The organism is Lysinibacillus sp. UGB7 (genome assembly GCF_049058285.1).
Taxonomy (GTDB): domain Bacteria; phylum Bacillota; class Bacilli; order Bacillales_A; family Planococcaceae; genus Lysinibacillus; species Lysinibacillus sphaericus_B.
Genome location: NZ_JBMGUV010000003.1, coordinates 24,668 through 51,519, shown reverse-complemented (window position 1 = coordinate 51,519; position 26,852 = coordinate 24,668). Strand labels below are relative to the sequence as shown.

Here is a 26,852-nt window from a genome sequence, read left to right as displayed (position 1 = left end):
ATTCACCAGTACCTTTTTTATTAATTTGATTGTCAAGGAGGACGAATATGGGTAAAAAAACAAACATAGCACTTGCAATCGCTGCAGCTAGTGCAGCAGCTTGGGCAGGTAGTAAAGCTATATCTAAACCTCAGCAACGTGAAGAAAAACAAGCATTACAATATGATCGTCCGATTATTATTGCGCACCGCGGCGGAGCCCATTTAGCACCTGAGCATACAGTGCTTGCTTTTGAAAAATCCGCACAACTTGGTGTAGACGGCTTTGAAATAGACATTCGTTTAACAAAAGACGAGGAAATTATCGTCTTTCATGATGCTACGGTCGAACGTACGACTGATGGTTACGGTCTAGTGGCAGACATGACATTAGCAGAAATCAACGCATTGAATCACGGCTATCATTTCGAAGATTTACAGGGGGGAAACCCTTACCGAGATGTAAAAACAGATGTTGTCACACTGCGCGAACTACTAGAAAGCTATCCAAATATGTTGGTAAATATTGATATTAAAGATGCTCCTGATACGTATGAGGGTAGTTTAATGCCGTCCAAGCTTTGGCGTTTAATTGAAGAGCTGAGCGCAGAAAATCGTGTGATTGTCACAAGCCTTTACGGGGAACAGATAGACCGTTTTAATTTGTATGCACAAAACCAAGTTGCATTAGGTGCTGGTGAATCAGATGTACGAAAAGCATTCACTGCGTTTTCTAGCCAATTCGGCCATTTATATCATCCAAAAGTAGATGTTTTTCAACTCCCTCCGAAATCAGGAGTTGTCACGCTAGATTCACCGAAATTTATTCAGTTTTTAAACAATTTAAACATTCCTGTACACTATTGGACAATCAATGATGAAACAACTATGAATAAATTAATTCACAACGGTGCAAAAGGTATCATTACTGATCGACCTGATATAGCTGTGGAGCTATTAAAAACACAAGAATAATCGTATGAAGAATTCAAATCTGTTACAAGAGGTAAGGGCTCTTTATAAATGCCCTTACCTCTTGTTTTAGTCTTTAACATAAGACTTAAAATCTCTACCAATATAATTTGCAGGAACAGGAGGTAAAGCTATTTCTCTTGCCCAGACAGAAAGCTGTCCAATATGATGAATTTCATGAACAATAACATGATGTAATATGTCGTTTTTTGTATATTCATTTTCATCCCAAGCGACTGTTACAACCTCATCATTAAATTCCTTATTGGTCTTTAAAAATTCAATTATTTCGTTCCGCAATTTTGTTGAGAGCATTTCAATCTTTTCAAGCGTTCTGTAATCTTTAAAACTAAATATTCTGTCTTCTTTGTGTTGAATACCACGAATCCAGCTATACTCAACATCTATAATATGAAATAACGTATATAAAATACTTCCTGCTCCACCAGTACGGCGCTTTAATAATTCATCGATACACAGCTGATGACACCACTGAAACCATTCATCTCTTACTTGCCAGTTATACACAAAAAAATTTAGCATTAAGTCATCCCCACCCTATACTTTTTTAAGCAACGACTTTATTGTAAATAATGTAATACGGCATCTGTCACATCTTGTAATGTCGCTGTGCCGCCCAAATCAGCAGTTTTTATACCTTGTGATAAGGTGTCTTCAATCGCATTTAGCACTCTTTTACCTAGCTCTTGATAGCCTAAAAAATCAAGCATCATTTTACCTGTCCATATTTGGCCCAGTGGATTAGCGATACCTTGTCCTGCAATATCAGGGGCAGAGCCATGTACGGGCTCAAACATTGATGGATATAGCCGTTCAATATTTAAGTTTGCCGCTGGCGCAATGCCGATACTGCCCATAATAGCGCCACCTAAATCGGTTAAAATATCACCGAATAAATTCGATGCGACGATGACATCAAAGTTTTCTGGCTTCATCACTAGAAATGCAGCTAATGCATCAATATGATTTGATACTTGTCCAATATCCTCATAATCTCTACCCACTTCAGCAAAAACTTCATCCCAAAAAGGCATACTGTATGTTAATCCATTTGATTTTGTAGCACTCGTGACATGCTGACGTCGGGATTTTGCCATATCAAAAGCATATCGTATTGCACGTTCTGTACCCTTTCTTGTGAAAATAGCATTTTGAATCGCCACTTCATCCTGTCCACTATGAATACGCCCACCACTCTCAGCATATTCTCCTTCTGAGTTTTCACGAACAACAACAAAATCAAAACCATTAGGATTGCGCAATGGTGAAGGTAATCCTTGTATTAATTTTGCTGGACGTACATTAATCGATTGCTTCATTTCACGGCGAATCTTAATCAGTAGCCCCCATAGTGAAATGTGATCAGGCACCATCTCAGGCATACCAACAGCACCTAAAAAAATCTGGTCGTAGCCTTTTAATATTTCAATTCCATCATCAGGCATCATTTTCCCTGTCTCTAAATAATAATCGCACCCCCATGTGAAAGTAGTCCATTCAAATCGAAAATCCCCATCTAATTGTGCAGCCTTATCAAGTACTTTCATCGCCGCTGGGACAACCTCTTTTCCAATACCATCTCCAGGTATAACGGCAATTCGATATGTCTTCATCTACAGTACCCCCTATTTCTTACCTTCCTTACACAATTACTATACAATTTTTCGCATAAAAAAAATAGAAGAAGCGTCGTTTGGACACTTCCTCTATTTTAGGCGGAGCAGGAGCAAGAGCCCCCAGAGCCACAGCCACTTCCACATGAAGAATTGGATGCAAAGAAAGGGTTACTTACAGGAACTTTTACCGCTTCTGATACTGTTTTCCCAATTAGCAAGCTAATTTCATCAAGTAAATCTTGAAAATCGTTTTCAGCTATCTTTAATGCTGCAACTTTTTCATTTAAATCAAGTTCGCGCTTTTGCTGACGAATCGATTTCATTATTGTATGATAGTCCGGATGATATTTTCCGAAACGTTGTACATCTTCGTATTGCTCCTTCATGCGGCCAAAAGCGTGAATAGCTCCCACTAAATGAGCATCGCTATATACAGCCTTATACGCCTCCTCCAGCGTATTTGCAGGTTCAGAGGACAGAATCATCTCACAAAGCGCATCAGCCTCATCCAAAATGATTGCCCATTCAGAGGTCATCATCATTTTTAATTCCCCCAATCTCTTACCCATCATAACAGATTTTATGGTAATTTTACATTATTGATATTTCAATTATAAAGGAGTTTTTAAACTTGTTACCTTCATCTAAAGAACAAATAGAAGATTTACTAGCAGATATTTTACAAAATAGTACTATGGAGGATGAGGAAGTTTTACTACATTTGCTAAGCGGACTTCGCCAAAAGCAACAAGGAATCCATCGCCGTTACATTAACGCTACCTTGCACATGGTGGGCAAATTCGAGCCTGAGGTCAGTGAGGTCCGTATTCCAATTACACCGGTTATTCATAATACAATTAAAGTACCACATGGAGGAATCATTGCAACCGTTGCTGACGCAGCAATGGGAGGACTAGCTTCACGTTCTGTAGCAGAGGGTTTTAATGTTGTAACGACTAATATCAACATTTCTTATATTGCAACAACTACAAATAAAGAATTAATTGCACGCGGACGTTTTGTACATAAGGGACGACAAACACTCGTGATGGCATGTGATATCGAGGATGAAACAGGCCGCCAACTCGCTACTGCCACAGCTTCTTTCTTCGTCATTCAACGTCGCCAATCATAAGATTGGTAAAATAATCTTGAATACATTGTTGATCAGAAAAAGGGAACTTAAGATTCTTTATTTGTTGCGTCTGTTCATGCCCTTTTCCAGCAACAAGGACAATATCTCCTTTTTGTGCCTTTGCCAAGGCCTGATGAATTGCAACCCTGCGATCTAAAAAAATTTCATAATACTGTTGTTCAGAAAAACCCGCAATAATACTTTCATTAATTAAGATAGGATCCTCATCGCGGGGATTATCAGTCGTTAAAAAAATTATATCAGCATATTTACTGGCCACCGCGCCCATCGCAAAGCGTTTTGCCTTGTCTCGATTGCCGCCGCAGCTAAAAACAAGGAGTAGCGTCTTCTTGCTATCAAAAGTTTGTAAAACAGCCTGTAGTGCCTCTGCTGTATGGGCATAATCTACGTAGACATCAATACCAAGAGGATTGTCAATTTTTTCGAGTCTCCCTTCAGGTAATTTTAATGCCCACATATGCTCAGCTATCTCTTCAATTGAATAACCAAGACGCCAAACAGCCATTAATGCGGCCACTGAATTTTGCACATGGTACTTACCAACAAAAGGGATAGCTACTATATGCTCGCTCTTTGATGTTTGCAAACAAAGTACTGTTTTTCCCCGTGTCTCACTCACAATTTGAATATGTAAATCATTGTGATTATCAAAGCCAAATGAACACGATTTTTTCTTATCGTATATACCGACTGAGCGGCAAAAATTGTCGTCTCCATTCAACACAAGTTTCTTTGACAAGTCTGCCAATCTTTTTTTCGCTCGTTTATATGCCTCTAATCCCCCATGATCCTCTAGGTGATCCTCTGACAAGTTCAAAAATACACCACAATCAATATCACAATGATCAAGTCTATGTTGTTGTAAACCCATCGAAGAGGCTTCTAAAACAACATGTGTCACTCCTTGACGCACACATTGTTTTAATATTGGCTGTAGCTCTTTTGCCTGTAATGTTGTCAACTGCTCATACGATGTTTGTTGCCTTTGCCCATTAATGAAGAAACCAACTGTTCCAATAACGGCTACATCGTTATGTAACGCTTTTAATAATTGACTAACAAAATGGCTCACTGTCGTTTTACCATTTGTTCCTGTAATCGCAACAACGGTTAAAGCCTCTGCAGGAAAGGCCGCAAGTTTTGCACTAGCAAATGATAAAAACAATGCGGTATTTGGTACCCATACGAAAGGAATATTTTGATCAGTGACGGGTAATGAAATACTTTCCTCAGATACAATGGCAGCAGCACCTCTGGCTAATGCTTCTTTTACAAACCGGCTCCCGGATGTTTTCTTGCCTTTGCGCACAACAAAAATATCCCCAGGTTTCACCGCCTGTGCGTAATCCTCAACACCAGTAATAGTTGTTCGAATCGATCCACCTGTCACACTGCACGGCCAGTCTTTTAACAACTCAGCTAATTGCATTGTCTCATTCCTCCTTTCAGTTCTCTATCATATGACGGTGTTTGTAATGTTGTGACGAAAAAAGTCGATGGCTTAACAGTCACTTACTACACACTATTTGCACCAGTCAGAGCAGCAACGCTAAGTGTTTAAATTTTCCCACATAAGAAGACGACATAAAAAAAGAGGTTATCTTATATGCAAGACAACCTCTTTTTAGAATAAATAGTAAGAAACCGTTGATTTCCGTTCCAGGCGCTCCCTTTCCGCAGGCATGGCTCCAACAAATTTTTGCAGCGGGTTGCCACAAAAATGGATTTTCCGCACGTGCTGTTCCTGTAGTGGTTTCGCACCTTCCACTCCAATCAACTTGTATCGCGTACTGATTCTGTTCTTAAACATGATGACGAAAAATCAATGAGCGTGAAAAGCTGAAATCCTGACAATTGAACAGCTTTTTTTCCACACCTTAAAAGAGATTATGAACCGTGGTGTATTATCAGAAGACCATGTATTCGTTGATTCCGCTCATGTGAAAGCGGGTGCCAATAAATGCAAGTATGACAAGAAGGACAGAAACACCTGCTTACGAGGAAAAGCTTCAAGAAGAGCTGAATTTAGCTCGTGAAGAAATCGGAAATAGAGTCGATTCATACATAAAATTCAGGGGAAATTTGAACTCAACTACCTTCAAAAACGACAAAAGGTATTATGAAGTGCTTCTCTCAATACCTATTTGTCATTGACTATATTTCTAATCAGTAAATGTTGGGTGTCAGCCAACTCGAAATTGTTCGAGTTTATCTACAGTCTGAGAGGCAGTCTTATACGTAAAACAACCAATTTTTCATTATTGAATTGTTTGATCTGAAGTTTCGTCTGCATTATCTTCTGGTTCTTCGCTATCCTCTAGCTCACTGTCCATACTGTGCTCAGTCGGTTCGATAAAAATTTGTGTATAGTAATTTAAAAAAACGCCCGATCCGACAAGCGAATATTTATCGCTTAAGATTACTTTACGATGTTCAGGAGAATTGAGCCAACCATGCATCGCCTCAATGGCGTCGAAATAAGCAGTTGCTAGATTTTCATTCGCTTCATTATAGGCAATTTCATATGCCTCTAACCGCTTCTTCAAATCACCATTTGTTGGTGATTCATGTGAGAGAAAATTTTGCACCTTCATATCTTCACTATGCTTTCTCGCTACTTCATCTAATGCATCATCCATTTCTACTGGTGCTAAATCATGATGAACTCTTGTTACATTTATTAAATCATCTAGCTGGGCTGCACTTGCCAAGTTAATATCTTGCTGTAAAAACGAGGATGGTGGAGTTGGTATGACTAGCTCACCTTGGTAAATCATTTCATACGGTTGATGTAGTACGAGCGTCTCGCTATCTGTAAAGCGTACACCTTGTAATTCACCTGTTTCTCCATCTATATAGAGCTGTGCAAAAAGCCCATCAAACTTCACAAGCAATCGTGTCTGCATATCTTCCTCACTCATCGAGAAAACGAAAATATTTTCACCAACATTGGCAGCCACTTCATAATCAATAATTGTCATTCGATAAATTTCATCACGCTTCTGACCAATTTTAAATGGTGCTGCATCTAGTTTATCACCTGCTATGTATACTTGTGTCACAATATTATTTTGCACACCAACCATAAAAAATGAGGAAACGCTTGTCTTATAAACCCACCATTCATAACCATATGATGATGGCTCTTTTCTTGCTGGTTCACCATGTTGTTCCAATACTACTCGTGTTTCCTGTCCGACAAGTGTTGACATACCACTTTTCGGACGGGCCATTGCCCCCATCTCTGGTTGCTTCAGCTCTGTCTTTGGAATAACATTAGACTTAGCATTTGGGCCTTCTAGTGGTTCATTTTCCCGTGCAGTATTAAAGAACATAAAGCCGATAAACGCAATTGCTGCACATACAATTAAAATGCGAAATAAAGCTTTCATACTTGACCCCTTTCCATCACCATTATTGTAATTTATTATATCAATTGTAATCGTGTTGACACAATGTTGTCATTGCAACAATGTCGAATATGCTCTATTATAAAAATGAGCGTATACTTTGTACGAAAAGCTAAAGGAGGATTATTAGATGTATTTTGAAAATACTAACCTTGAAAATTTAACAGCTGACCAAGAACTAATTGAAAGCGTTATGAATAAGAACGGTCTTGAATGTGACGGTGGCTGGGATTATGAACGTATGACTTTTGATCGTCGTTTCGATACTCGTGAAGGTCGTTACTACCTACGCGTATTCGCATATGCTAAATCTGGTGATGTTGGAGCACACGATGCAGTTCTAACTTTAATGAAGCCAGCACTTGGTAAATATTACTATCCACATGGTGTAGAGTATGGGGAAGATGAAATTTTCCCAGCGCACCTTGTTAAAAAATGTGATGAGATCTTAAAAAAAGTAAGATTAGATCTTGAAGCTTATGAAGTTCGCGTCTAATGTAATAATAGAATATACAAAACATTTAGCACGTATGTCGGCAAATAGTAGCAATCAGCAAACTATGTTTTTAATGACAGCATAGTAGATGGTATACTAACTTTAGGTTGGCCTTGCGTGTAATGCCTATAAGCTTTGAAAAGACTGGTGGTCCAGTCTTTTTTATTTTGAGTAAAATAATTTTTTCTCCTCATACTAACGATATCTTTCAAATGATGTAGGTGAAGTTAATGATACAATTTTTCAAAAGGCCCTTTTTTCGCCATCCAATAATCATCATTGCTATCGGAATTATTATACTGTGGTTCATATCCTTATCTTTACCAGTCCTACTTGCCTACGTTACGGCACTACTGTTAGAACCTGTCATTATCCGTATCAGCAAACGTTTTCGAAAAAAGAGAAAAATTGTCGTTTCCATTTTCTTTTTGTTGTTTTTTTTCTTAACACTTATCTTATGTATTCTTGCTGCATTTATTAGTTGGAAACAATTTTCATCTTTTTTACTCCATATACCAGACTACCTCAACCAATTGTCTGCACTTTGGATTCAAATTCAATCAAAGCTAGCCAATTACACATATCATTTGCCTTTAGAACTTGTTACACAAATTCAACTCTTCATCACACGTTCACTAGCATCCATTGAAAAATTTGCTTTTTCTTTAACAAACTTGAATGTTTGGTCATCGTTAATTACACATCTATCTTCACGTTTGTTTGATATATTCGTTTATTGGATAGTTCTCTATATGCTACTGTTAGAATTACCATCTATTAATCAAAAAATATTAGCCCCCATTCCTTTTCATCATCACCAAAAAATACTATTTATTGGCCAGCGGGTCAAGGTTGCTTTATTTGGATTTGTGAAGGCTCAATTCCTTGTCGGTATTTGTATTTTTACAATAGCTTTAGCAGCCTTTTTTTTATTAAAAACGCCTTTTCCTTTAATTTTAGCACTGTTACTTGTGTTATTAGATGTCATTCCATTTCTAGACTCATTTATATTACTAATACCATGGGCCATTTACAAAGCACTAACAGGACAATATGTATTTGCCTTCTCCTTACTTGTTCTTACAATCGTACTTTTTTTAGTGCGTCGAATGATTGAACCAAAAATTATTGGCGATAAGATTGGGCTATCTTCCCTTTCCACGTTTGTCGCAATGTTTATCGGTTTTAAAGTTTTTGGGTTTCTCGGCATTTTAATCGGACCTTTACTCGTTGTCGTTGTCCTTTCTCTTTTTAACCAAAACGATATAAAAAATCTCCCTCCTTCTCAAGAGTAAGGAGGGAGATTTATATGTTAAAACCCTAAAATTGCTTTAATAACTGACGTTGTTTCACCTGGTTCAAACAGGATATACAATAACATGTACACCATTACACCTGTAATGGCTACGAAGAACCAAATAATACTTGTAATAGGTCCGATTCGACGGTGAAGCTTAATCTTTGTTTTCAAACCTGAAATAATACTTACAATACCGAATACTGCTCCCACTGTCGCAAGAGTAATATGGAATATTAAAAAGAATGTGTAATACGGTTTTAAATCCTCACCGCCACCAAACGCAGTATTTCCAATAAAGATTGTACGTGAAGCATAAATGATAAAGAAAATAAGTGCAGCAGCACCAGCAGCTAACATTACTTTTTTATGTGCCTCTACCTTCCCCTTCATGATTAAGCCCCAACCAATTGCTACTAATACAGCACTAATGACGATAAATGACGTACTAATAGTAGGCAACATTTGTATTTCCATGCACAAAACTCCTTATACAATGTAAATTTCTCTTTTATAGCTGATGTTGATGTTCGCTTTCCCATTTCTGTTGGTGCGCCTTTAAGGCATCTGCAGTAATTTTATCGGGATCTTTTTGTTCTGAGCGATACCATTTTGTAAAAATAGAAGCGATTAAAACACCAAAGATAAGCTCTTGCAGTATTTTCATAAGTACGCCGCCAAGTTGTTGATCCGCAACAGGTTTCATATCTGTAAATAGCTCTGGTCCCGATAAAGACAAGCCCGATAATGTAGAAGCCGGTACACAAAGCTCCATTGCTTTTAACCAAGCATCACCATTTGTATACGTTTCATACATCGCATTGGGAGCAAAAATAATTAAAGCACATGCAGGTGTAATTAATACTGCGTTTGCAATAATGTAAGCTAACTTATACAAAGGCTTCATTTGAGAACTTTCTGGCATTTGTTGAATTATTGGCCAGTACATTAAACCCGAAGAAATAAATAATACAAAAGTGTATGTACTATGTAAAGTCTCATTTAATTTAATGTAGTCTAAGACTGAAGGCAAATGATAAAAAGAAAATAGACCGATAAATACAATTGTCGCAACGACCGGTAAAGTTAAAACTCTAAATAAAGGTTTTACAACTGGTGCCTCAATAACTACCTTCCATACCCACCAAGGAATTCCTTTAATAATGAAGATCGGCACAAGTAATAGTAATATAGCCATTTGCACCATATGCATTGTAAACATAATATGTGCCATTAAATCGATTGGAGATCCTTTAATAATATAGATCGTTACCATTGCCAATAAGAAGTATATTGCCTCTCCTTTTTTCAACGGCTCACTTACTTTAAAATCTTTGCGCCATTTCGTTGTTACTAAGAAATAGATAATAGTTATGAAAACGAGAACCCCTATTAAATACGGGCTCCATAAAGCTTGGAAACCAAATATACTAAGTGGCATACAGTACGCACTCCTTTAAACTTCAGTACTCCTATTATAAAACGCATACAGTTGAACTGCAATGAACGAAAGGTGAACAATTTTCTATTGCGTAGTATTCTCTAGTATCCAACGAAAAAAGCACGTCTCTACTAAAAGTAGAGAACGTGCATTTCTGGTTTACCACCAAATGATTGTTAAGAATGCTAAGAAGAACGTAAATGCGATTAACATCCCCACCCACATGAAGAAGCCAATTACTCCACCGTAGTGAGTTTTTTTGTCTTCTAAGTGCATGAAAGCGTAAAGTTGAAGAACAACTTGAACACCAGCAAGCAATAAAACGAACGGGAATATTAAGTATTTAGAAAAATCAGCTGCAACAACTGCGAATGCGATGAATGTTAAGAAAATCATGATCGCAAAGTTGATTACTTGTTTACGCATATGAACGGCATTATGATGACGATCATATTCGTATTGCGCTTGAGACTTAGCAACTACAGGTGTATCGTGTGATGACATATTATCCGATCACTCCCATCAAGTATACTACTGTAAAGATAAATACCCAAACTACGTCGATAAAGTGCCAGTATAAAGCAGCCACGAAGAATTTAGGCGCATTGTACAGGTTAAGACCACGTTTAGCATTACGAATAAGTAATGTTGTAATCCAAACTAATCCTAACGTTACGTGGAAACCGTGTGTACCTACTAGCGAATAGAACGCAGTGGCGAATGCAGATTGGTTAAAAGTGAAACCAAGATGCACATAGTGATAAAACTCATAAATTTCAAGGGCCAAGAAGCCAAGGCCTAGAAGTAAAGTGATAGCTAACCAAGTTTGCATACCTTTATAGTTAAAGTTACGCATATGGTAAATTGCATAAACAGATGTAAGTGATGATGTTAATAGTAACATCGTCATTGCAAAAGCTAACGGTAATTCAAATAAATCTTGTGTTGTGAACTCCATGCCAGCTGGCCCTTTGTTCTTAAGTGCTAAGTAAGTAGCAAATAAACTTGCGAAAAGTACAACTTCACATGCAAGGAAAATCCAGAAACCAACGACTTTGTTTTTACCTTCTAGCGTTGCTTGTTCAGGATGATCTGGCCAAGTATGAGGAGTAAATTTAGTATTGAAATCCATTATTTATTTCCTCCTTTGCCATAAAGTTGTTCTTCAATTTTGATAATATCTTCTTTGTGTAAGTGGAAGCCGTGATCGTCTTTAACAGAACGGACAATCATTGCACCAAATGTAATTGCAAGACCAATGATTAATACATAGATTGACCATGGCTTATCAGCATCTGGATTATAAAGTGCACCGAATGCTGCGATAAACATACCTAAAGAAATAACGAATGGAATTGCAGAGTTGTTTGGCATATGAATATCGCCAAGTGGCTCAGCATATGTCATACCCTCTTTGTTACCTTCTTGTTTTTCAATCCAATAAGGATCTAATCCACGCACAAGTGGCGTTTGACGGAAGTTATAGAATGGAATTGGCTGTGGAATAGCCCACTCTAATGTACGTCCATCGCCCCATGGATCGCGACCTGCTGGTTTACCTTTGATAGACATTAAGCAGTTGATTACCATTAAGATAACCCCTACACCCATCATCAATGCACCGATTGTAGAAATATAGTTGAACTGATCCCAACCTTGACCTTCCATGTAAGTGAATACGCGACGTGGCATACCCATTAAACCTAAGAAATGTTGAAGGAAGAACGTTAAATGGAAACCGATAAAGAATACCCAGAAAGTAATTTTACCAAGCGTTTCGTTTAACATACGGTTGAAGAAAATTGGCCAGTAGAAGTGCGCTGAACCAAATAAAGCTAATACGATACCACCTACGATTACGTAGTGGAAGTGAGCAACGATAAAGTAAGAATCGTGTAATTGGTAGTCAAGAGGAGCAGCTGCTTGCATTACCCCTGTAACACCACCCGCAACGAATGACGGGATGAAACCAAGTGCATAAAGCATTGGTGTCGTAACTTTAATAGATCCGCCCCAAATAGTTAAGATCCAGTTGAATACTTTCATACCTGTTGGAACGGCAATTGCCATTGTAGCAACAGCGAAGATTGCGTTTGCTGTTGGCCCAAGACCAACTGTAAACATGTGATGGGCCCAAACCATGAAGCCTAAGAAACCAATTAAGATTGTTGCGAATACCATTGAAGAGTATCCGAATAAACGTTTACGAGAAAATGCTGGAATAATCTCAGAGAATAAACCAAATGCTGGTAATACTAAGATATAAACCTCTGGGTGTCCGAAGATCCAGAATAAGTGTTCCCAAATAATTGTGTTACCACCCATTGTATGGTCAAAGAAGTTACCACCGAACATACGGTCAAATAACATCATTAATAAACCAATTGTAAGTGGAGGGAAGGCGAATAGGATTAATGCACTTGAAACTAGTGCTGTCCATGTGAATAAAGGCATACGCATGAACGTCATACCTGGAGCACGCATTGTAATAATCGTAACGATGAAGTTAAGACCAGAAATTAATGTACCTGCCCCTGAAATTTGTAAACCAAGTACATAGAAGTCAATACCATGTCCTGGAGAATATAAAGATAATGATGCATAAGATGTCCAGCCCGCATCAGGAGCGCCACCCATGAAGAATGACAGGTGCAGGAAAATAGCACCTAGGAAGAATAACCAGAACCCTAAAGAGTTAAGGAATGGGAATGCAACGTCACGTGCACCAATTTGTAATGGTACAAGCATGTTCATAAATGCGAATAATAATGGAGTCGCAGCTAGGAATAACATTGTCGTTCCGTGCATTGTTAATAATTCATTGAAAAAACCAGCTGAAACGAAATCGTTATTCGGTTTCATTAATTGAATACGCATTAATAACGCTTCAAAGCCAGCGATAGCGAAGAACAATGTACCTGCTAATAAATACATTACTGCTAACTTTTTATGGTCAACAGTTGTAATGTAGTCCCAGATAGCTGCTCCAAAGCCCTTTTTCTGTGTGTATGAGCTCACAACTCTTACCTCCCTCAAAGTTTGTTACAAAAAACTTAAAATTATTTCTCTACTGATAAGCCCATGATATAAGTTGCAAGAGCTTGAATTTCTTCGTCAGATAAGTCGCCATAGATTGGTGCAGTACCATCAGGTTTCATCATTAAGTTACCTGGTTTGTATTGTTCAGGATCCTTAATCCATGCTTGTAAGTTCTCTTCAGTGTGCTCTAAGAAACCAGCAACACGGTTACGGTCACCAAATGTCGTTAAGTTAGGACCTACTCCACCTGTTCCGCCTACTCCCGATACAGCATGACAAGCTAAACAGCTGTTAGCAAATGTTGCTTCACCAAGATCTGTAGATGCTTTGTCAGCAGTTTGTCCTTCTGTAGCTTTCATTGAAGCCACCCAAGCATCAAACGCTTCTGGGCTTAATGATTTTACTTTAAAGTCCATTAATGCATGTGAAGGACCACATAACTCAGCACATTTACCATAAAATACGCCGTCTTTAAGGTCTTTCGATTCTTTATCGAATACGAGGTAGAATTTATTTAAGTTTTCTACGTTTGTATCCATCTTACCGCCTACAGCAGGAATCCAGAATGAGTGCTTAACATCGGCAGCTTTTAAGTTAAAGTAAACTTTTTGGCCTGTTGGTACAACTAATTCTTGTGCAGTTACGATACCTTGGTTAGGGTATTCGAACTCCCACCAATATAATTTTGCAGTTACATTTACTGTAAGAGCAGTTTTATTACCGTTTTCGTCTACCTCATCCATTGCAGCAACATCTGCAAATTTATAAGTAGCCGTAACAACTGGTACAGCAATAATTAATAATAAGATTATTGGAATAACTGTCCAAATCACTTCAAGAGTGTGACTTCCTTCTACTTGTTTAGGAATTACGTTTTCTCCGACTTTAGCACGACGGAACTTAACGAATGCAAGTAAATAGATAACTGATACTACTACTATTACTAGCGTCATAATCCCCGTAGTTAACAGTAATAAATTCAATTGCTCTTTACCTACTTCACCAGATGGTTTCAGTGCAGAAATATATTCTTCACCACATCCCGAAAGGAAGACCATCATCACTGCTAGAAGTGAAAAAAGACGCCATTTTTTAAGCCCTTTCATCATAGCTTAATTAAACCCCTCTTTCTTTGTTGTATTTTCATGTGTACCTAGGACATTGGTTCTGTCTATATGAATTCTTTAGGGAAAAGAAAGAATTCCTAAAATTAGCTAAATACCGCAAATATTATGATGGATACAAATAGAATGGTCATATGATTCAACGAATAAATAAACATTTTATTTGCCCATTTAATATCATCTTTTGTGGTAAAGCCCTTAAGAGCTAGTATTACCCAACCCAAGTTCAATGCAGTCGCAAGTATTAAGAAGCCATTTCCTAGCTCAGGTAAAAGGAACGGTAACGGAAATAATAAAAGAATCCAGAAAATCATTGAGTACTTTGTTCGTTTAAATCCTTTTACAACTGGTAGCATGGGAATATTAGCCGCACGGTATTCTTCTGTACGTTTCATAGCAAGTGCATAAAAATGCGGTGGTTGCCATGCAAACATGATAAGGAATAAAGCAAGTGCTCCTGAACCAAGTGCTGGTTCAACTGCTGCGAAACCGATTATTGGTGGAATCGCACCAGAAATACTGCCTACAACCGTGTTACTAACATGCTTCCTTTTTGACCACATTGAGTACAGAACGACATAAGCAAATATCCCTAATAGTCCCCACATGCCGGCCGCTAATGATGCCGCAAATAACAAAATTTCACCTACAATTAAAAACGAGAGGGCAATGGTCAATACAAAATTAGGTTTGAATCTACCCGTTACTGTCGGTCTTGCCTTCGTTCGTTTCATGATCGGGTCAATATCTTGATCGATGAAATTATTCATCGCACCAGAACCACCGATAATTAATGCCGCACCCAGCATGGTGTAAAATATGACATCAAGCTCTTGCAAGAAGTGTCTACCAGTAAACTGAAATGCCAGCCACATCCCTGTAAACGTTGTAACAAGATTCGAGTTAACGATTCCAATTTTAATCAGTGCTAAGAAATCTTTTACAACAGATGTTGTTTCTGGTTCAGTATTTCTAGTAGCCGTCAGTGTACGACCGTTTGACATGTTACCTCTCCTTTCATTTTTGTAAGCATATTCCGCTAACACTAACTATAGCGAAATTTGCGATTGATTTCTAGACGTTTAGTGAAATTTAGATGAAGTTGTAAAAATTAGTTTAGTCTAGAAATATAATTAAAAACAACATATCTATAGTAAAACATTTTCTAAATTGAATTGTGAAGGTTAAAGCACGAAATTATGAACAATTTGTGAAATGGAATCGACATCTATTACTCCCGTCTCTTTACAAGTTGTTTTTTAAACGTATTTTAGATATTATCTAGTAGCAGAAACATTACGTTCATGTAATGTTGATAGATAAAGTAGGTGACTCATTTTATGCAACACAACAGGTATATGAAGTGGTTTGCTGTTGCTGCTACTGTGGGGATGCTCCTTATTTTACTTGGAGGCGCACTCGTTACAAAAACAGATAGTGGCTTAGGCTGTGGCCGAAACTGGCCCGATTGCAATGGTTCTCTAATTCCAAAAGAAATAACACCAGAAGTATTAATTGAATTCTCGCATCGTCTTGTTACAGGAGTCGTTTCACTTTCAATTCTTGCCTTAACAATCTGGACGTGGCGTAAACTCGGTCATGTTCGAGAAGTAAAATTTTTAGGTATCCTAGCAATGTTCTTCTTAATCGCACAGGCCCTCATCGGTGCAGCTCAAGTACTTTGGGGACAAGGTGATTTCATCCTTGCTCTGCATTTTGGGATTTCACTTATTTCCTTTGCAGCGGTTCTCCTTCTTTCTATGATTGTATTTGAAGTAGATCGAAAATTTGATGCTGATAACGTATTTATTGGCAAAAAGTTACGTTGGCATACGATTGCTGTCACAATTTATTCTTATTTAGTCGTTTATACGGGGGCACTGGTACGCCATACAGATTCGAGTCTGATATGTCCTGATTGGCCATTTTGTTACAACGAAACACCATTTGCACTGCCAAACAACATGTACGAATGGGTGCAAATGGGACACCGCCTTGCAGTACTCATTATTTTCATTTGGGTTACATACATAACATGGCACGCTATAAAAGAATACAAAAATCAACGCGTTATTTACTATGGTTGGATAATTGCCTTCATTATTGTTATTCTACAAGTTTTAGCTGGTATGTTAGTAGTCCTTACTAGATTAAATCTAACAGTTGCTTTATTGCATTCATTGTTCATTTCATTATTATTCGGTCTGCTTTGCTATATGATTATGCTAGTAGCACGTAGTAATTATAATGAGAAAAAGAAATAATTATAAAAAAAGATTCGACACAAAAGGTATTCGGAATAATCATATTCCGAATACCTTTTGAAATTTTATCAGAAATATTTAAAAGTGGCACTTCGATATGAAAGTCGAATCCTAAAAACCAACGATACGCCATGTTCGCTCGCTTGGATTTCTTTAATCGTCTGACGCATAGAACGAATACTAAATACATATTGAATAAACGGCATTTTAAGAACAATAGGTTCAATACTTGATTGCCTATCATTACGTACATGAGTCGATTGGAGCGCAGGCGGCGACTTCTGCGGGAATAGCATGAGCTAAAGGCCCCGCAGGAGCGTAGCGACGAGGAGACTGAAGCCTTGCCCGCGAAAAGCGACCGCCGTAACGGAAATCAACGGCTTCATGTAGACCCTTCTATTTTTTTAAAAAACTCGACACAAAACGTGTCGAATCTTTTTTCATTATTAAGCTTAGATTTGCCTTTTCATTACTTCCGAGCCAAGTACACCTACAATCAAAATGACAAATGATATAAGTGCAAAATCAGTAAACAATGTAGTAAATGGTATGTCAAAAAATCGACAAATTGCTGTAATAATACGCCCCGCTAATAATATTAAGCCAATAATTAGCATCCAGTTAAATAAACCTTTAAGCATACATCGCTCCCTCTACTTTCATTGCTGTTCTAATAATTTCAATTACTTCTTCACTGTACTGCTTTGCATCTATCGCTAGCGTCCCCCCAATTGACATATACTCACCTATTGCACCTTGAATCATCTTCGCCATCACATCAACAGAACTAATTTTAAAATCTCCTTGTATTTTACCAGCCTCTAACACGCTACACAACGCTGCTAGCAATGGCTCATCTCCATCATCTGGTAGCTTATAATACGGCACGCCATTTTCAGTGCGTGGATTAAATACAATTTCTAGCAAGGCCACATTGTGCTTAGGATGCGTAGCTTGATAAGCAATACTCGCTTCGATAAAACGAGCTAGTTGTGTAATCGGCTCATTAGATTCGAAAGTTTTCGTTAAAATATATGTTGCAGATTGTTCAAGTAGCGCTTGCAAAGTTTCGTCAATCAAGTCTTGTCGATCTGCGAAGTGATAGGAGATAAGGGCTGTACTAATAGATGCGCGCTTTGCAATTTGTGCTAAGCTTGCCTTCACATAACCAATATCATCTAATGTCATAATTGTCGCTTCAATAAGTTGCTGTTTTCTTGCCTCTTGAATAAAAGACTTTTTATCATTTAGCATAAATTCACCTTTTTTTGATTGTCTAATTATTTTTTTGATTACTTAATCAATTTTTATAAAATTCATGAAAAAATAGCAAGAAAAAAGGTTATTAGTACGCATAATTGCCGTCTAATAACCTTTTTCTTTATTAATTATTCAATTTCTATTAATAGATCACCTGTTGAAATAGCGTCACCCGCAGTAGCGTATACCTCTTTGACAATCCCATCCTTCGGTGCTTGCACCGTCGTCTCCATTTTCATGGCTTCGGTAATCAGCAGGTGGTCGCCACGTTTTACTGGGCTGCCTTTTGATACAACCACTTTCAGCACCGTCCCTGGCATCGTCGCCCCTATTTGGTTCGGATTGCTTAGGTCTGCTTTTAACGCGATACTGCCGTCTACTTCAACGGTCATATCTTGAATCACTAGCTCACGCGATTGTCCGTTTAGCTCGAAATACATGACCCGCGTCCCATCATGCTGTGGTTCACCAATCGATACGAGTTTCACAATGAGTGTCTTGCCTTTTTCTATTTCTACTTCAATTTCTTCGCCTAGTTTTAAGCCGTATAAGAACGTCGGCGTGTCTAACACCGAAATATTGCCGAAAGACGCAACGGTTTTTGCATACTCCTCAAATACTTTCGGGTAGAGAGCATAAGCGAGAATATCTTGCTTTGTAACTGGTCGATGTAATTTATCCTCCAGTACTGCACCTAATTGTTCAAAGTTTATAGGCTCTAATAGCTCACCAGGGCGCACTGTAATCGCTTCACGGTCCTTTAAGACAACTTGTTGTAGCACTTGTGGGAAACCGCCATGCGGCTGTCCTAAATAGCCTTGGAAGAATTCTATAACGGAATCTGGGAAATCAATGTGCTGGCCCTTTGTCAGGACATTGTGTTCATCCAAATCATTTTGCACCATGAATAATGCCATATCGCCGACTACTTTGGACGACGGTGTGACCTTCACGATGTCGCCAAATAACAGGTTCACACGTGAATACATGCGCTTTACTTCATCCCAGCGGTCGCCGAGTCCTACTGCTTTCGCCTGTTGCTGTAAGTTACTATACTGACCGCCCGGCATCTCATGCACATAAATTTCAGAATGTGGACTAATCATGCCACTTTCGAAATCTTTATAGTATTTACGCACATCTTCCCAGTAGTACGATAGCTTTTCCAGCGACTCGATATCGGCACGAATCTCACGTTTTCCACCCTTCATAGCATAGTACAACGAGTTGGCACTTGGTTGTGATGTCAAACCAGCCATTGACCCAAGGGCTGTATCGATAATATCCACCCCAGCTTCAATCGCTTTTGCGTATAAATAGATACCATTGCCACTTGTATCATGTGTATGCAGATGTATAGGTAGGCTTGTCGCCTCTTTCAGCTCCGAAATTAAGCGATAGGCAGCTTCTGGCTTCAATAAACCGGCCATATCTTTAATCGCTAAAATATGTGCACCGGCTGCCTCCAGCTCCTTCGCCATGTCTTTGTAGTATTGCACCGAGTATTTCGCACGGGCATCGTCGAAAATATCCCCAGTGTAGCAGATTGAGGCTTCGGCAATTTTGCCTGATGCACGCGCTGCATCAATAGCCACTTCCATGCCTTTTATCCAGTTCAAGCTATCGAAAATACGGAACACATCAATGCCTGAAGCGGCCGATTCTGCAATAAACTCACGGATTAAATTGTCTGGATAGTTCGTGTAGCCAACCGCATTGGCCCCACGCAGTAACATTTGGAATAACACATTTGGTACTTGTGCTCGTAGTTTGGCTAAGCGCTCCCACGGATTTTCTTTTAAGAAACGATATGCCACGTCAAACGTAGCCCCACCCCACATTTCAAGGGAGAAGAAATTATGCATCATGCGCGCTGTTTCATCCGCAATTTGGAACATATCCTGGGAACGCACACGTGTCGCCAGCAAGGATTGATGCGCATCACGGAACGTTGTATCGGTTAACAGCACATCGTCCTGCTCGAGAATCCATTTCACGAGCCCCTCTGCACCTTGCGTCTCTAAAATTTGTTTCGTACCAGACAAAGGCTGTCCATGCAAGTCTACTAATGGTTTAATAGGTTGTGTGAAAATAGGTTTGGCCTTCTTTTCCACCCCTGGGAAACCATTTAATGTAACATTTCCAATATAGCTTAATAATTTCGTCCCGCGGTCTTGACGCACAGGGAAGTTAAATAATTCAGGCGTTGTATCAATAAAACTTGTATCAAACGCACCTGAGATAAATTTTTCATGTGTCACCACATTATTTAAAAACGGAATATTCGTTTTCACACCACGAATACGGAATTCCTTTAAATTGCGGTCCATCTTCGCAGCGGCTTCTTTAAACGTCATGCCGGATGTTGAAATTTTCACAAGTAAGGAATCGTAATACGGAGTGACAACAGCCCCTTGGAAGCCATTGCCGGCATCTAATCGTACGCCAAAGCCACCACTTGAACGATATACCATCAGCTTTCCTGTATCCGGCATAAAGTCATTCGCAGGATCTTCTGTCGTAACACGGGCTTGAATCGCATAACCAAACAACGGTATAGCTGCCTGCTCAGGCATATGAATTTCCTCGCTATGTAAGCCATAGCCCGCTGCTACCTTGATTTGCGCATGCACAATGTCAATGCCTGTAATCATTTCTGTAATGGTATGCTCAACTTGAATACGAGGATTGACCTCGATGAAGTAAAAATCTTCTCCCGCGACTAAAAATTCGACTGTCCCTGCATTTATGTACGAGACATTTTTCATCAGTTTCACAGCCGCATCGCAAATTCGGTTTCTTAAATTTTCTGAAATGGAATGCGATGGAGCGATTTCAACTACTTTTTGATGGCGACGCTGGATGGAACAATCTCGTTCATATAAATGCACGATATTGCCTTCCTTGTCTCCGATTATTTGCACTTCAATATGTTTAGGTTGTAAAATACATTTTTCTACATATACTTCGTCAGAACCAAAGGCTGCTTTAGCTTCTGATTTGGCACGTTCATACGCTGACGTTGCCTCGTCCTTCGTATGGACAACACGCATGCCACGTCCACCGCCACCTAAGGACGCTTTAATCATTAGTGGATACCCATATTGCTCACCAAATGCGAGAACTTCATCGACAGAAGCCACTGGACCATCTGTCCCAGGAATCACAGGAATATCTGCACGCACAGCCTGTTCACGCGCCTTCACTTTATCGCCAAACATATCGAGGTGCTGGGAAGTTGGCCCGATAAAGAGAATACCTTCTTCTTCACAGCGACGTGCAAAGTCTACGTTTTCAGATAAAAAGCCATAACCTGGATGAATCGCATCAACGCCTGCATCTTTGGCAATCGTAATGATGCCTTCGATATCTAAATAAGCATCGATTGGTTTCTTGCCAGCACCGACTAAATATGCCTCGTCCGCTTTATAGCGATGGAATGCCCCGCTATCTTCACGCGAATAAATAGCCACAGTGCTAATATTCAGCTCCGTACAAGCACGGAAAATACGAATTGCAATTTCTCCCCTGTTTGCTACAAGAATTTTCTTGATTGATTCCATTGGTATCCCCCTTATGATTGTGCATTTTTTCTTTCTACCTTTTCAAACATGGAAACATTCACCAATATCCCCATAGCTAAAGATAGCAAAATTATAGATGTCCCGCCATAACTAATAAAAGGTAGCGTTACACCGGTTAACGGGATTATCCCTGTTACACCCCCAAGATTAATAAACGTCTGCCATGCAATCCAGCTCGCTATCCCCGCCGCAATCATGCGTGCTAGCGGATCTTTCGTACGCAATGCAATGGAAAATCCTTTATATACAATAAACCCTAAACCACCTAAAACGATAAGTACCCCCCAAATACCGAGTTCTTCCATAATAATCGCCATAATAAAATCGGTCTGTGGTTCAGGTAAATAACCTAATTTTTGAATCGATTGACCGAGACCTCTACCTTCTAAACCGCCTCCACCAATAGCATAGTAGCTATTCACAACCTGATGTCCTACACCATCTTCATAATCGAACGGATTTATATAGGATTGAATACGTCCTTTACGATTTCCTGTTAACAGCTCCCCTTTAAATAGCCAGAGCATCCCCAAAATGGCTGTACCAAATGCCCCTAACACACCGAAAAATTTCCAGAACGTTTTAAAAGGAATACCACTCGCCGCCACAACAGAAATAGCAATACCACAAAGAATAATGACTGCCCCTAAATCGGTTTCAAAGGCTACGCCTGCTACAACAAGTATCCAAAGAAATATTGGATAAAAAATTTCCGTAGGTTGTAATTTTTCTAACGTATACTTTTGCCCCTTTCGATAGAAAGCAGCGGCAAAATATAAAATTATAAATAGTTTTGCATATTCAGAAGGCTGAAAATTCCCTAGTCCTGGCACGGAAATCCAACTCTTAGAACCTACTTCCTCTGCACCATTACCAGCTACTTTTACCCAAGTAAATAGCACAACTAACACAATCGTAAGTAGCAGCATTATATTTTTATTGGCGTAATGCTTATAGGGGAAAAATGCTGCCACCAAAAACCCAAGAAATGCTACAGTTAAATTTATCACTTGTTTTTGATAAAAATAATCAGGTGCTTCTCCTCTTTGTACAATTGCCACCATTAGACTTGAACTATAAATCATCACTAAGCCAAATAAACTTAACAATAAGAACGTAAAAAATAATGGATAATCAAAATTTTGTGCATACCGTTTTAAATATTGTTTCATTGTGAAAACCTCGTTCTAGAAAAAAAACTCAAATCGCAAGGAGCGTTTGAGTTTTTTCTTTTTATTTGTCTGTATACGCGTCATGTAGTACAGAAAGTTCTTTCTCGAGTGAATCGAGAATTTCTTTGCCTTTTTCGCGTTCAATGAGTCCAAGCTTCACAGCAAAGTCAATTTCACGTGAAAGGCCGAACATTTGTGTATCTAATACTTCTTCATATAAAGGACATTGTGGCATTGTTAAATGATCCATTTGTACTCGAATGAGGCGAGCAATTTTATCAGCATCAGCAACTAAAAGCTCCAAAGCCTTCTCTTGAAAAGAAGTTTGTGATTTCGTATCCATGAGGACGCCCCCATTATCTGATATTTCTTCGATTCTATCTTAATAAAGTTTATCTTTTAGTCGTTAAAAATGCAAGTGTCTTCGTAGTAAAAAGACAAATCGAATTATATTTCTTTATTATCTCCTGTCTTTAGCGTTATACTATTTCATGGATATACAAGATTTGAGGAGGATTTCTAATATGGAAACAATTATTCCTATCAAGGGTGCAGTTTCATATCAACTAACATTAGATCCAACTGTTTGGATTTTCGATGACCGTAAACTAGACTTAAACACATACTTCCACACAAAAGAAGAAGAGGAAGATGCAGATACAAAATATATGCGTGAAGTTGGTGCTCACTGGTCTCGTGAGATTATGGAAGGTGCTACTTTCCCACCAACGTTAAAATCAGAGCGAAAATTCGACCGTAAAGGAATGGAAACTGGTACTTTCGGAATCGAATTAAGCCACTTCTTAAAAAATGCTGAAGTACAGCCAGAAGCGACAAAAATCATCATTGAATGTCAAGATGGCAAAGAGCATCCTTTTACGCTCGAACAGGCAAATACGCTTATTTTTAAATATAGCCAAGATGGTAAGCCATTAAGCGAAGATGGACCTGTTCATGTGTTGTTCGGAGACGGTTCAAATGTAGACAATCCTATTAAAAAAGTGTTAGCCATTCGTGCAGAATAGGGAGGGTATGCTATGCGCGTAAAATGTGTCATTTGCGATACTATTAACCAATTAGATGATGATTTACCGTTAGCAAAAAAATTACGCAATCGGCCGATTCACACGTATATGTGCGACACCTGCCATGATCGTATTAAGCAAAATACAGTGACACGAATCGAAACGGGCAACTTCCGTTTCTATCGTACGTCTCCACATATGGATAAAGAATTTTAATGTCTATTAGCAATACCGAAGGAGATGTCTCAAAAATTATTTGAGACATCTCCTTTGTTGATTAACCATTATTTTTTATAATCGTCCTTTCAATCAATTCGACAACTTGATACATAATTGTCGCAAAAAAAGCGATAATGAGCAGCGACATTAGCACAAGATTAAAGTTAAATACTTGGAAGCCATAAATGATTAAATAGCCAAGTCCTTTCGACGCCACTAGAAACTCACCTACAATCACTCCGACCCATGATAATCCAACATTGACCTTCAATGTTGAAATAATAGTTGGAAATGATGCTGGCAAAATAACCTCTTTAAATGTTTGCCATCTAGTTGCTCCGAATGTTTGCAAAACTTTGCTATAATTCGGGTCAACTCCCTTAAAGGCAGTATATACGACAATCGTTGTAATAATAATCGATATCAGTGCACCCATGGCAATAATTGAAATATATCCTGGACCGAGCGCGACAATCAGAATTGGCCCGAGTGCCACTTTTGGCATCGCGTTTAAAATTACTAAATAAGGATCAAGTACCTTGGATAGCATTGGTGACCACCAGAGTAACGTTGCAATTAAAGTACCCAGTAAAGTACCCGCAATAAATCCAATAATCGTCTCCATAAGGGTCACACTGACATGTAATGTTAACGAACCATCACTCACTTTTTCTATAAATGTGTGCCATACACGTGTTGGTGAACTAAAAATTAAGCGATCAATCCACTCAAGTCTCGAAAATAACTCCCATCCGCCGAAAAAGAGTAATAAGATGATGAGCTGATATAAGCGAACGAAACGTTTTTCCTTCTTAAGCAATTGCTGATATTGTTTAAATAACGTGTTATCCAAGGCTCTCCAGCTCCTTCCAAATCGTTTGGAATACTTCTGAATATGCCGGATGTTGTCTTACATCAAAAGGTGATAATGCCTGTAACTCCTCCGGTATTTCAAACTCTTTATGCAAAGTACCTGGGTTTGCTGACAAGAGAAATACACGTTCACTCATTGCAATAGCTTCTCCAATATCATGCGTTACAAGGATTGCCGTTTTATGATAGGCCTTTAATGTTTCCACGACTAAATCCTCAAGCTTTAATTTTGATTGATAATCAAGCGCAGAAAATGGTTCATCCAACAATAAGATTTTAGGATTAACTGCTAGTGTTCTTGCCAAGGCTACTCGTTGACGCATTCCTCCCGATAATTCTCTCGGATAATAACCTCCAACATGCGGCAATCCAATCTCTTGCAACAGTGCATTCGCTGTTACCTTATGCGATTTTTTATCACGTTCCATTATTTTCAAACCAATTGTGACATTCTCTTCTATAGTTTTCCACGGAAATAAATAATCTTGTTGGAGCATATAGCCAATGAGTGACTGATTATGGGGTGAAATTTCTTCTTTGTCAATGAATACCTTCCCTTCCGTGGAGGGAAATAATCCAGCTATTATTGACAATAGGGTCGTTTTTCCACAGCCACTTGGCCCGATAAAAGAGACAAACTCTCCTTCTCGTATGGTTAAGCTAATATCACGTAAAACTTCCTTTGCTTGTGTATTTGAAAAATAGCTATGGTGAATATGTTCGAGCTCTAAAAATCCCATTACTCCGCAGCCTTTTTAGCAAACGTCGTATTAACAAGCTCTTCATAATCGACACGTTGAGGAAGTTCACCTGCTTCCTCCATGATCGTTTGTAGGTTAGCCCATTCTTCTTCATCTAAAATTGGATCAGTTGCATATGAGCCTTGCGATTTATAGCGCTCAACAACCGTCTCAATTAAAGCTACATCAACATTTTCAAAATAGGGCTGAATAATTTTCGCTACTTCTGCCGCACTTTTCTCTTGCACAAAATCTTGCGCCCGTTTTAACGCGTTTGTAAAGCTTTGGACTGTTTTGGCATCATTGTCTAAATAACTGTTTTTCGCCATAAAAGAGGTATATGGTAAATGGCCTGATTCAGTGCCAAATGAAGCGACAATATAGCCTTTCCCTTCTTTTTCAAATACGCTAGCAGTTGGTTCAAATAACTGAACAAAATCTCCAGTTCCAGAGGCAAATGCTGTAGAAATATTAGCAAAATCAATGTTTTGAATAAGTGTTAAATCTTTTGTTGGGTCAATACCATGTTTTCTCAATACAAACTCGCCAGCCATTTGTGGCATTCCACCTTTACGCTGTCCTAGGAATGTAGATCCTTTTAAATCCTCCCATGAAAAATTCTCCATCTTTTCACGCGCAACTAAAAATGTGCCATCTGTTTGTGTTAATTGTGCAAAGTTTTGAATCGGATCATTTGAGCCTTGCGCTGTAACATATATAGATGTTTCCGAGCCAACTAAGGCAATATCAATGCCATCAGACAGTAACGCTGTCATGGTCTTATCGCCACCTGCTATAGTTTGAAGTTCAACCGAAAGCCCTTCATCTTCGAAAAAACCTTTTTCAAGTGCTACGTATTGCGGTGCATAGAAAATCGAGCGTGTTACTTCTCCAACTTTGACTTTTTCGAGCTCAGCTTTATTACACGCCGCCAATGACAGGAGCAACAAAGCAATACCACTAACTAAAAAACCTTTTTTAAGCCACCGCATTCCATTTCCTCCTTGATTGATGAATTAACCTATCGACATTAACTTATTCACACTAGAAGATTTCGGTGCCAACCATTTTAGGTTAGAAATATACAACTCTAGCAAAAAAGGGTCTAGTTGATGTTCTCTCTAGTTATTAATATTTTCTTCTATACAAAAAAACAGCCTTAGCA

At 38.7% G+C, this 26,852-nt stretch carries 27 protein-coding genes and 1 pseudogene; 7 read left to right on the top strand and 21 right to left on the bottom strand.

Translation table 11 applies throughout. From position 1 onward, the window contains the following. Positions 1-47 precede the first annotated feature (47 nt). The gene (locus tag ACOMCU_RS04120; protein WP_421049515.1) at positions 48-953 is read left to right on the top strand and encodes a glycerophosphodiester phosphodiesterase; all 906 of its coding nucleotides are present in this window, start codon (positions 48-50) and stop codon (positions 951-953) included. A 66-nt stretch (positions 954-1,019) separates the two neighbouring features. On the opposite strand, the gene ACOMCU_RS04115 is transcribed toward ACOMCU_RS04120, so the two are convergent. The 3 genes from ACOMCU_RS04115 to ACOMCU_RS04105 all read right to left on the bottom strand — a co-directional run bounded on the left by ACOMCU_RS04115 (position 1,020) and on the right by ACOMCU_RS04105 (position 3,129). Next, positions 1,020-1,493, bottom strand: coding sequence for a DinB family protein (locus ACOMCU_RS04115; RefSeq protein ID WP_421049514.1), 474 nt, complete (start codon positions 1,491-1,493; stop codon positions 1,020-1,022). A 38-nt stretch (positions 1,494-1,531) separates the two neighbouring features. Beyond that, a complete protein-coding gene (locus ACOMCU_RS04110) occupies positions 1,532-2,584 on the bottom strand; it encodes a tartrate dehydrogenase (RefSeq protein WP_010858308.1) in 1,053 nt (350 codons plus the stop codon). A gap of 98 nt (positions 2,585-2,682) precedes the next feature. Beyond that, positions 2,683-3,129, bottom strand: coding sequence for a YlbF family regulator (locus tag ACOMCU_RS04105; protein WP_010858307.1), 447 nt, complete (start codon positions 3,127-3,129; stop codon positions 2,683-2,685). An 89-nt stretch (positions 3,130-3,218) separates the two neighbouring features. On the opposite strand from ACOMCU_RS04105, the gene ACOMCU_RS04100 reads away from it, so the two are divergent. Continuing rightward, positions 3,219-3,722 (top strand): PaaI family thioesterase, encoded by a 504-nt coding sequence (locus ACOMCU_RS04100; protein WP_421049513.1) that lies wholly within the window; start codon positions 3,219-3,221, stop codon positions 3,720-3,722. Here the strand turns inward: ACOMCU_RS04100 and ACOMCU_RS04095 are convergent. Continuing rightward, on the bottom strand, positions 3,700-5,172 hold the full coding sequence (locus ACOMCU_RS04095; RefSeq protein WP_421049512.1) for a UDP-N-acetylmuramoyl-L-alanyl-D-glutamate--2,6-diaminopimelate ligase: 1,473 nt from the start codon (positions 5,170-5,172) through the stop codon (positions 3,700-3,702). The two genes, ACOMCU_RS04100 and ACOMCU_RS04095, sit on opposite strands and share 23 nt — an antisense overlap. Positions 5,173-6,001: 829 nt before the next feature. After that, positions 6,002-7,135, bottom strand: a complete 1,134-nt coding sequence (locus ACOMCU_RS04090) for a CAP domain-containing protein (protein WP_421049511.1) — start codon at positions 7,133-7,135, stop codon at positions 6,002-6,004. 148 nt (positions 7,136-7,283) lie between these two features. Here ACOMCU_RS04090 and ACOMCU_RS04085 point away from each other — a divergent pair, with 148 nt between their 5' ends. Both ACOMCU_RS04085 and ytvI read left to right on the top strand, forming a co-directional pair. After that, positions 7,284-7,649, top strand: a complete 366-nt coding sequence (locus ACOMCU_RS04085; protein WP_010858303.1) for a YugN family protein — start codon at positions 7,284-7,286, stop codon at positions 7,647-7,649. Between the two features lie 230 nt (positions 7,650-7,879). After that, positions 7,880-8,944, top strand: coding sequence for a sporulation integral membrane protein YtvI (gene ytvI, locus ACOMCU_RS04080; protein WP_421049510.1), 1,065 nt, complete (start codon positions 7,880-7,882; stop codon positions 8,942-8,944). Positions 8,945-8,961: 17 nt separating this feature from the next. Here ytvI and ACOMCU_RS04075 read toward each other — a convergent pair whose 3' ends face one another. The 7 genes from ACOMCU_RS04075 to cyoE form a co-directional block, all read right to left on the bottom strand. Beyond that, entirely contained in the window at positions 8,962-9,423 is a 462-nt protein-coding gene (locus ACOMCU_RS04075) for a DUF420 domain-containing protein (RefSeq protein ID WP_010858301.1), read from the bottom strand. A gap of 34 nt (positions 9,424-9,457) precedes the next feature. After that, a complete protein-coding gene (gene ctaG / locus ACOMCU_RS04070; protein ID WP_010858300.1) occupies positions 9,458-10,387 on the bottom strand; it encodes a cytochrome c oxidase assembly factor CtaG in 930 nt (309 codons plus the stop codon). Between the two features lie 159 nt (positions 10,388-10,546). Continuing rightward, positions 10,547-10,891, bottom strand: coding sequence for a cytochrome C oxidase subunit IV family protein (locus tag ACOMCU_RS04065; RefSeq protein ID WP_010858299.1), 345 nt, complete (start codon positions 10,889-10,891; stop codon positions 10,547-10,549). Between the two features lies 1 nt (position 10,892). Further along, positions 10,893-11,519: a cytochrome c oxidase subunit 3 gene (locus ACOMCU_RS04060; protein WP_010858298.1), complete on the bottom strand. Its 627-nt coding sequence runs from the start codon at positions 11,517-11,519 to the stop codon at positions 10,893-10,895. Next, the gene (gene ctaD / locus ACOMCU_RS04055; protein ID WP_010858297.1) at positions 11,519-13,405 is read right to left on the bottom strand and encodes a cytochrome c oxidase subunit I; all 1,887 of its coding nucleotides are present in this window, start codon (positions 13,403-13,405) and stop codon (positions 11,519-11,521) included. Before ctaD ends, ACOMCU_RS04060 begins: the two co-directional genes overlap by 1 nt. A gap of 41 nt (positions 13,406-13,446) precedes the next feature. Continuing rightward, a complete protein-coding gene (gene coxB, locus ACOMCU_RS04050) occupies positions 13,447-14,535 on the bottom strand; it encodes a cytochrome c oxidase subunit II (protein WP_010858296.1) in 1,089 nt (362 codons plus the stop codon). 101 nt (positions 14,536-14,636) lie between these two features. Next, the gene (gene cyoE / locus ACOMCU_RS04045; protein ID WP_421049509.1) at positions 14,637-15,554 is read right to left on the bottom strand and encodes a heme o synthase; all 918 of its coding nucleotides are present in this window, start codon (positions 15,552-15,554) and stop codon (positions 14,637-14,639) included. Between the two features lie 336 nt (positions 15,555-15,890). Here cyoE and ACOMCU_RS04040 point away from each other — a divergent pair, with 336 nt between their 5' ends. Then, the gene (locus ACOMCU_RS04040) at positions 15,891-16,814 is read left to right on the top strand and encodes a COX15/CtaA family protein (protein ID WP_010858294.1); all 924 of its coding nucleotides are present in this window, start codon (positions 15,891-15,893) and stop codon (positions 16,812-16,814) included. An 85-nt stretch (positions 16,815-16,899) separates the two neighbouring features. Here ACOMCU_RS04040 and ACOMCU_RS04035 read toward each other — a convergent pair. From ACOMCU_RS04035 to ACOMCU_RS04010, 6 genes and pseudogenes are all read right to left on the bottom strand, one after another. Then, a pseudogene (locus ACOMCU_RS04035) lies at positions 16,900-17,047 on the bottom strand (transposase); the annotation flags it as partial. A gap of 219 nt (positions 17,048-17,266) precedes the next feature. Then, positions 17,267-17,455 (bottom strand): hypothetical protein, encoded by a 189-nt coding sequence (locus ACOMCU_RS04030; RefSeq protein ID WP_421049508.1) that lies wholly within the window; start codon positions 17,453-17,455, stop codon positions 17,267-17,269. After that, positions 17,448-18,068, bottom strand: a complete 621-nt coding sequence (locus tag ACOMCU_RS04025; RefSeq protein WP_421049507.1) for a TetR family transcriptional regulator — start codon at positions 18,066-18,068, stop codon at positions 17,448-17,450. The genes ACOMCU_RS04030 and ACOMCU_RS04025 overlap by 8 nt, the downstream gene beginning before the upstream one ends. A 134-nt stretch (positions 18,069-18,202) precedes the next feature. Further along, complete coding sequence (gene pyc / locus ACOMCU_RS04020) at positions 18,203-21,637, bottom strand: pyruvate carboxylase (RefSeq protein WP_421049506.1); 3,435 nt, start codon at positions 21,635-21,637, stop codon at positions 18,203-18,205. 11 nt (positions 21,638-21,648) lie between these two features. Continuing rightward, positions 21,649-22,830 carry an FtsW/RodA/SpoVE family cell cycle protein gene (locus ACOMCU_RS04015; RefSeq protein WP_010858288.1) on the bottom strand — a complete coding sequence of 394 codons (1,182 nt, stop codon included), beginning with the start codon at positions 22,828-22,830 and terminating at the stop codon, positions 21,649-21,651. A 61-nt stretch (positions 22,831-22,891) separates the two neighbouring features. After that, a complete protein-coding gene (locus ACOMCU_RS04010; protein WP_004224778.1) occupies positions 22,892-23,173 on the bottom strand; it encodes a YlaN family protein in 282 nt (93 codons plus the stop codon). 181 nt (positions 23,174-23,354) lie between these two features. On the opposite strand from ACOMCU_RS04010, the gene ACOMCU_RS04005 reads away from it, so the two are divergent. Both ACOMCU_RS04005 and ACOMCU_RS04000 read left to right on the top strand, forming a co-directional pair. Beyond that, positions 23,355-23,855, top strand: coding sequence for a peptidyl-prolyl cis-trans isomerase (locus ACOMCU_RS04005; RefSeq protein ID WP_421049505.1), 501 nt, complete (start codon positions 23,355-23,357; stop codon positions 23,853-23,855). Positions 23,856-23,867: 12 nt separating this feature from the next. Next, the gene (locus ACOMCU_RS04000) at positions 23,868-24,071 is read left to right on the top strand and encodes a YlaI family protein (protein ID WP_010858286.1); all 204 of its coding nucleotides are present in this window, start codon (positions 23,868-23,870) and stop codon (positions 24,069-24,071) included. A gap of 61 nt (positions 24,072-24,132) precedes the next feature. Here ACOMCU_RS04000 and ACOMCU_RS03995 read toward each other — a convergent pair whose 3' ends face one another. From ACOMCU_RS03995 to ACOMCU_RS03985, 3 genes are read right to left on the bottom strand one after another with little or no spacing between them, the layout of a single operon-like run. Further along, entirely contained in the window at positions 24,133-24,927 is a 795-nt protein-coding gene (locus tag ACOMCU_RS03995) for an ABC transporter permease (protein ID WP_010858285.1), read from the bottom strand. After that, positions 24,920-25,687, bottom strand: a complete 768-nt coding sequence (locus ACOMCU_RS03990; RefSeq protein WP_010858284.1) for an ABC transporter ATP-binding protein — start codon at positions 25,685-25,687, stop codon at positions 24,920-24,922. The genes ACOMCU_RS03995 and ACOMCU_RS03990 overlap by 8 nt, the downstream gene beginning before the upstream one ends. Next, positions 25,687-26,679, bottom strand: coding sequence for an ABC transporter substrate-binding protein (locus tag ACOMCU_RS03985; protein ID WP_010858283.1), 993 nt, complete (start codon positions 26,677-26,679; stop codon positions 25,687-25,689). The genes ACOMCU_RS03990 and ACOMCU_RS03985 overlap by 1 nt, the downstream gene beginning before the upstream one ends. Positions 26,680-26,852: the final 173 nt, after the last annotated feature.